Source organism: Natrinema hispanicum (assembly GCF_900111485.1).
Classification (GTDB): domain Archaea; phylum Halobacteriota; class Halobacteria; order Halobacteriales; family Natrialbaceae; genus Natrinema; species Natrinema hispanicum_A.
The window spans coordinates 1-4495 of the sequence record NZ_FOIC01000070.1 but is presented as its reverse complement, the minus strand read 5'-3'; the positions used below and the strand labels follow the sequence as shown (position 1 = coordinate 4495).

Below are 4495 nucleotides of genomic sequence, written 5' to 3'. Positions count from 1 at the left end.
GACAAATGGTCCTGCAACAGTGCCCTCCTGAGCGGTTTCGGTGATAGCTTGCTTCCCTCCGATGGAACTGGTCTTCTGTTCATCGATATCGTATGTCTCGCCGAGTTGGGATTGGGGGGCCGGTGGCGAATCGAGCGGAGAGTCACCGTCACCAGTAGCTTGTGTCGCTGGCTCGGTCTCCATATCTTCTGTTACCTCTTCGGATTTGCTGCGGTCAAAGAATCGATCAAACACCATCGTGTCCTCTGTTAGTAACGTTGTGTTCAGTGGAAGCGCTGCTACTGGTGGACTCTTCGTATTGGCCGAGATCGGCAGGGGCGCGGTCACCACGTCGGGTATATCGCCAATCGATATTCGGCGTCTCAATCTCCGCATTGGGGATGTGTGCGACGCCGGCGAGTTCGTCGACGGTCATAATCATGTGCCGATCGATCCACTCGCGGTCACGCATTCGCTCAACGAACTGTCGAAGCCGCGTTGCGCGTTTGCTCTCTCGGCGATGCCAGACAGGCTTGTCGTCGAGGCCCTGCTCAGTGATTGCGTTGTAGTACTTCCTGAACATCCCCGCGACGCCACGAGCACGGGCCTCAGCCTCGTCTTGCTCGCTCGAGGCAGCGAGGACGCGAATGTTTACGTGGAACGCCTGCTGGCCACGTTGCTGTTCGATGGTTTTCGCAGCCTGTTTGTCCTTCTCGCTTGGCGGTCGCGTACGAGGGTTGAGCCAGCCGACGGATGTCCCCTGCCGAAGCGCGTGCGCGAGTTCGTCGACGCTATTGTGCTTGAATCGGTCGCCGTCAGTCCACGACTGTTTCGCAGGTCGAAACACGACCTGCGTAACGACGGTACTCTCGTCAAGCGACAGCATCTCGCTCGTGATTTCGCCGTACGGATCCGTCTCGAAGCCTTCGCTATTGTGATGGCGGATCGGATAGTAGGGGATCTTCTCCATCTCGAGCCACGCACCAGCGACGTACTCATCAGCGTCGATGACGGGGAACGCATAGCCCTCCTCGACCGGGAAGACCTCGCTGTTGGCGTAGTTGTTCCCAACGCGACGGCGGAACTTGTCGGCAGCCGCCTCGGTGGCAGCGTGCATGTAGAACTTGATCTTTCCTTCGTCGAACCAGACCTCAAACGAGTGGTGGTCGCTCGTATTCTTCCCACGGAAGTTCGTTGTCACATCGTGGACTGACTGGAGGACTCCAGCCCCGTCCGCGATACCGTTGTTCTCTTTGTAGGGGCGGATCCGCAGCAGCGTGCCTGGCGTGTCCGCTTGCCGTTGGACGAACGAATCGTGCTCTCCAAAGTCGAGTTGCGTCGCCTCGTACTGTGGCGACGAACCTATGATTGTCTTGATCTGATTAAACCTAGTCATGATCTTGGGTGTCAGACTCCGTTTCAGTCGTATCCTGTGCAGTAGCTGATTCTCCACCATCAGGCCGGACAGATGATTTCTCACTGTCTGTCTCGAGGGAGTGCTCGACGACTGCATCGAGAATTTCCTCTTTCGTGAGATCTGTCTCGAGAAGCCGACTGGCCGCATCTGCGCTGAGATCGAGACGGGTTGCAAGCGCGTTGCGCTGGGCTTCGTTCTCGACGAACTCTTCGAAGGCGAGCAACTCCGCTGGCTCATCACGAATTGCCTGCTCGATGAAGGCTTGGTCCTCGGGCTCGTAGTCGATAACTCGTTTCTCGAAGTCGTCAGCGACGATATGCAGCGGGTACGTCCCGTGTTCTTCGACGCGGACGAGTGCCTGACTATAGCCGAGATCTTCGTTCCCGGCATCGGCACCCCTGACGTACCGGCGCTGCTCTTCGGTCAAGCCGATCTTGTCGGCTGTCCGATCATCCAGTTCGGGGAGTTTGTGGAGGACTTTGATCGGGCACATGCCGATGATCTTCTCCGCCTGCTCAGTTTCGTAGAACTCCTGGGCCGTCTGAGAGAGCAGCACCATCCGAAGCCCTGCATGGCGTTGGTGCCGGAATGCTGTCTCGAGGAAGTCGAGGTTGGCCTGGTCCTCGAAGAGGTAGTGGGCTTCGTCGATTGCGAGTTCGACGTTTCGCTGAGTGTTTTTCGCCTGCTGGTAGATCGTCGACAGCAACAGTTGCATCAGGAACGTCTGGCGATCGATCCCCGATGCACTGCCCTCGATCTGACCGAGGTCGATATAGACGACCTTGTTGTCGCCCTCGAGGATATCGATCTCGGAGTGATGTGAGAGATTCTCGTAGGAGCCACCCTCGCGGAATGGCTGGAACGCAATCGCGAGTTCATCTGCATACTGGGCAGCACGCTCGCGAGCAGATTCGGACTCTGCAATATTGTGCTCATCCGGGTTCTCGGCGATATCACAGAGGATGCGATGAACGTCCTGCATCGTCGGTGAGTTCGCCGATGTGTGCGTCGAGACGTCGTCCTCAACGATCCCTGCTTGCCGGTAGGCTTCGTCGATGACATACGAGAGAACGCCCGTCTCGGTTCCGAGTTCGATATCGCGAGCGTCGAGGAAGTTCTCGAGGACGGCATAGACTTCGTCTTTCTTCGCCGATAACGGCGAGATCCCGTCACCGGACTCAAGGACGTGCTGGGGCGTCTCGCGGATTTCGAGTGGGTTGAGCTTCGTGTCGCCACCGACAGTGATCGTCTTCGCGTTCAGCGCGTCTGCGATCCCACGGAAGCCACCAACTGGATCGACGAGAACCAGCATCGTGTCGTTGCGGCGTTTCATCATCCGAAGGTGGCGCATGATGTCGCCGAACGTCTTCCCAGCACCCGGCATCCCGACGACGAGTTCACTGTGACCCGTCTCAAGCTCCCACGGGTTGAGCCGAATTGGAGAACCGTTGTGCCCGTGATAGCCGTACTCGATACCCTCGTCCATCATCAAGTAGTTCGATGAGAACGGGAACATCGCGCCGACGGCTTGGTTCGTCAGCGTCGACATACGGTCACGGCCAAGTTCGTTCGCGCCAAGCGGCGACACTGTCGCAAGTCCACGTTCCTGCCAGCGATTCGCAACCTTGAGCGTACAGTTCGCCGGCGCATCCTTGATGATCGAGCGGAGACGCGTCGTGTGATTATCGAGTTCCTGTTGACTATCAGCGGCGAGGCGAATGAACACGCCACCGCGATAGAACGACGCTTTGTTCGCACGAACGAGCGACCGCATGTACTTCGCCTGATCGATGTCTTCCTGGAGATCCTCGGATTTGAGGCTATTCGAGTCGTGCTGGTTGATCTTCAAATCCGAGATCCAGTCTGCCATCATGTCCTGAGCCGACTGGCTATCGAACGGATCGAGGTGGATGCTGATGTCGGTCTGCAACTCCGTGTCGAGTAACAGCCGCTCGAGGAGGCCATCTGGCGGTTCCTCAGGGAACTGTTCGATCCAGAACGTGCGAACGTACGTCTCGTCGTTGATCACGGCGTAGGTCGTTTCCCAGTCGACCGTCGACGGCGCAATCACCGACTGGTGCATCGTCGACGTATCTGGTAACCGATCGTCAGTTCCGGTTGACGAGTCGTCGACAGCATCCTCGTCGATAGTGTCTTCACCACGATCGCTCGAGGCCGTATCTGATGGACTGTCGTGCTCGGCCATCGCATCGAGGACGTCATCGGGATCAGGCGTTGCTGGAACACCGTCGCTTATCCCGTGGGAGACGACCGGGAACGTCCCGAGTGCGTTCGTGATATCAGCGTACTCTTCGGGGAGACACGTCCAGTATTCCTTCGTGATCCGAGCGAGATCGTAGGCATCGACAGGGCTGACTGAACACCGATAGAGCGACGACCCACCACGGCGGAGTTGTGTGAGTCGTGATTCGAGGTGTTCTTCTTTGAATTGCTCTCGCTCGGCGTCGGTCAGATCGTCGGTTTGGAACCGACTGAAGAGCCGTCCAACAGCAGGAAGGTCAGCAAGATAGGCGAGGACACTGTCGTCCGTTTTATCGAAGTGTTCGATATCCTCGTCGTTCACCGCGGTAATAAGGTAGTACTCGCGGATCGTGGTCGTCTCCGAGTCGATTTCGCCGTTGTCAGTCGTATTCGCTCCAACGTACTCCTCGAGCAGCCGTTTCAACACGGGACGTGAGCGAACGTCGGCGTCAGCGAGTCGATCCTGGTGTGCACGGATGGTCTCGTCGTCATCGACCTCGCGGCTAGTGACGTAGATCTTCACTGGAAAGTCGATAGTCGAGTTGGCGAACTCCGAGAGCGACTGGACAGCCTTCGCCCACGCATCATCATCCTCGAGGGCCATGTTCGCGGGCTCGACCTTCATCGCCCCAACGAGTGCGCCATCCGTTCGTTCGATGGCATGCGGGTACACTCGCTGGAGGCGAGTCAGATACCGCACCTCGCTATTGTCCTCGCCACCATGCGTGTACTCCTTGTTTTTGATCGCCCAGCTAAGACGAGCAGCGAGCCACTCAGTCAGCCACAGATATCGGGGCTTGACCTTGTGGAGCAAGAACAGCAACGTCACGAGCATGA

At 57.7% G+C, this 4495-nt stretch carries 3 protein-coding genes; all 3 read right to left on the bottom strand.

Features of this window, described 5'->3' with window-relative positions; translation table 11 throughout:
• A partial coding sequence (locus BSG09_RS21205) for a hypothetical protein (RefSeq protein WP_139246299.1) occupies positions 1-237 on the bottom strand: 237 nt, incomplete at its 3' end.
• A complete protein-coding gene (locus tag BSG09_RS19825) occupies positions 227-1375 on the bottom strand; it encodes a hypothetical protein (protein ID WP_092936195.1) in 1149 nt (382 codons plus the stop codon). The genes BSG09_RS21205 and BSG09_RS19825, both read right to left, overlap by 11 nt.
• Positions 1368-4495 (bottom strand): VirB4 family type IV secretion system protein (locus BSG09_RS19820; RefSeq protein ID WP_139246298.1); only part of this gene is annotated, 3128 nt, incomplete at its 5' end. The genes BSG09_RS19820 and BSG09_RS19825, both read right to left, overlap by 8 nt.

Coding starts and splice junctions, on each gene's coding strand:
- BSG09_RS19825 (WP_092936195.1), bottom strand. CDS start 1,375: ATGACTAGGTTTAATCAGATCAAGACAATCATAGGTTCGTCGCCACAG.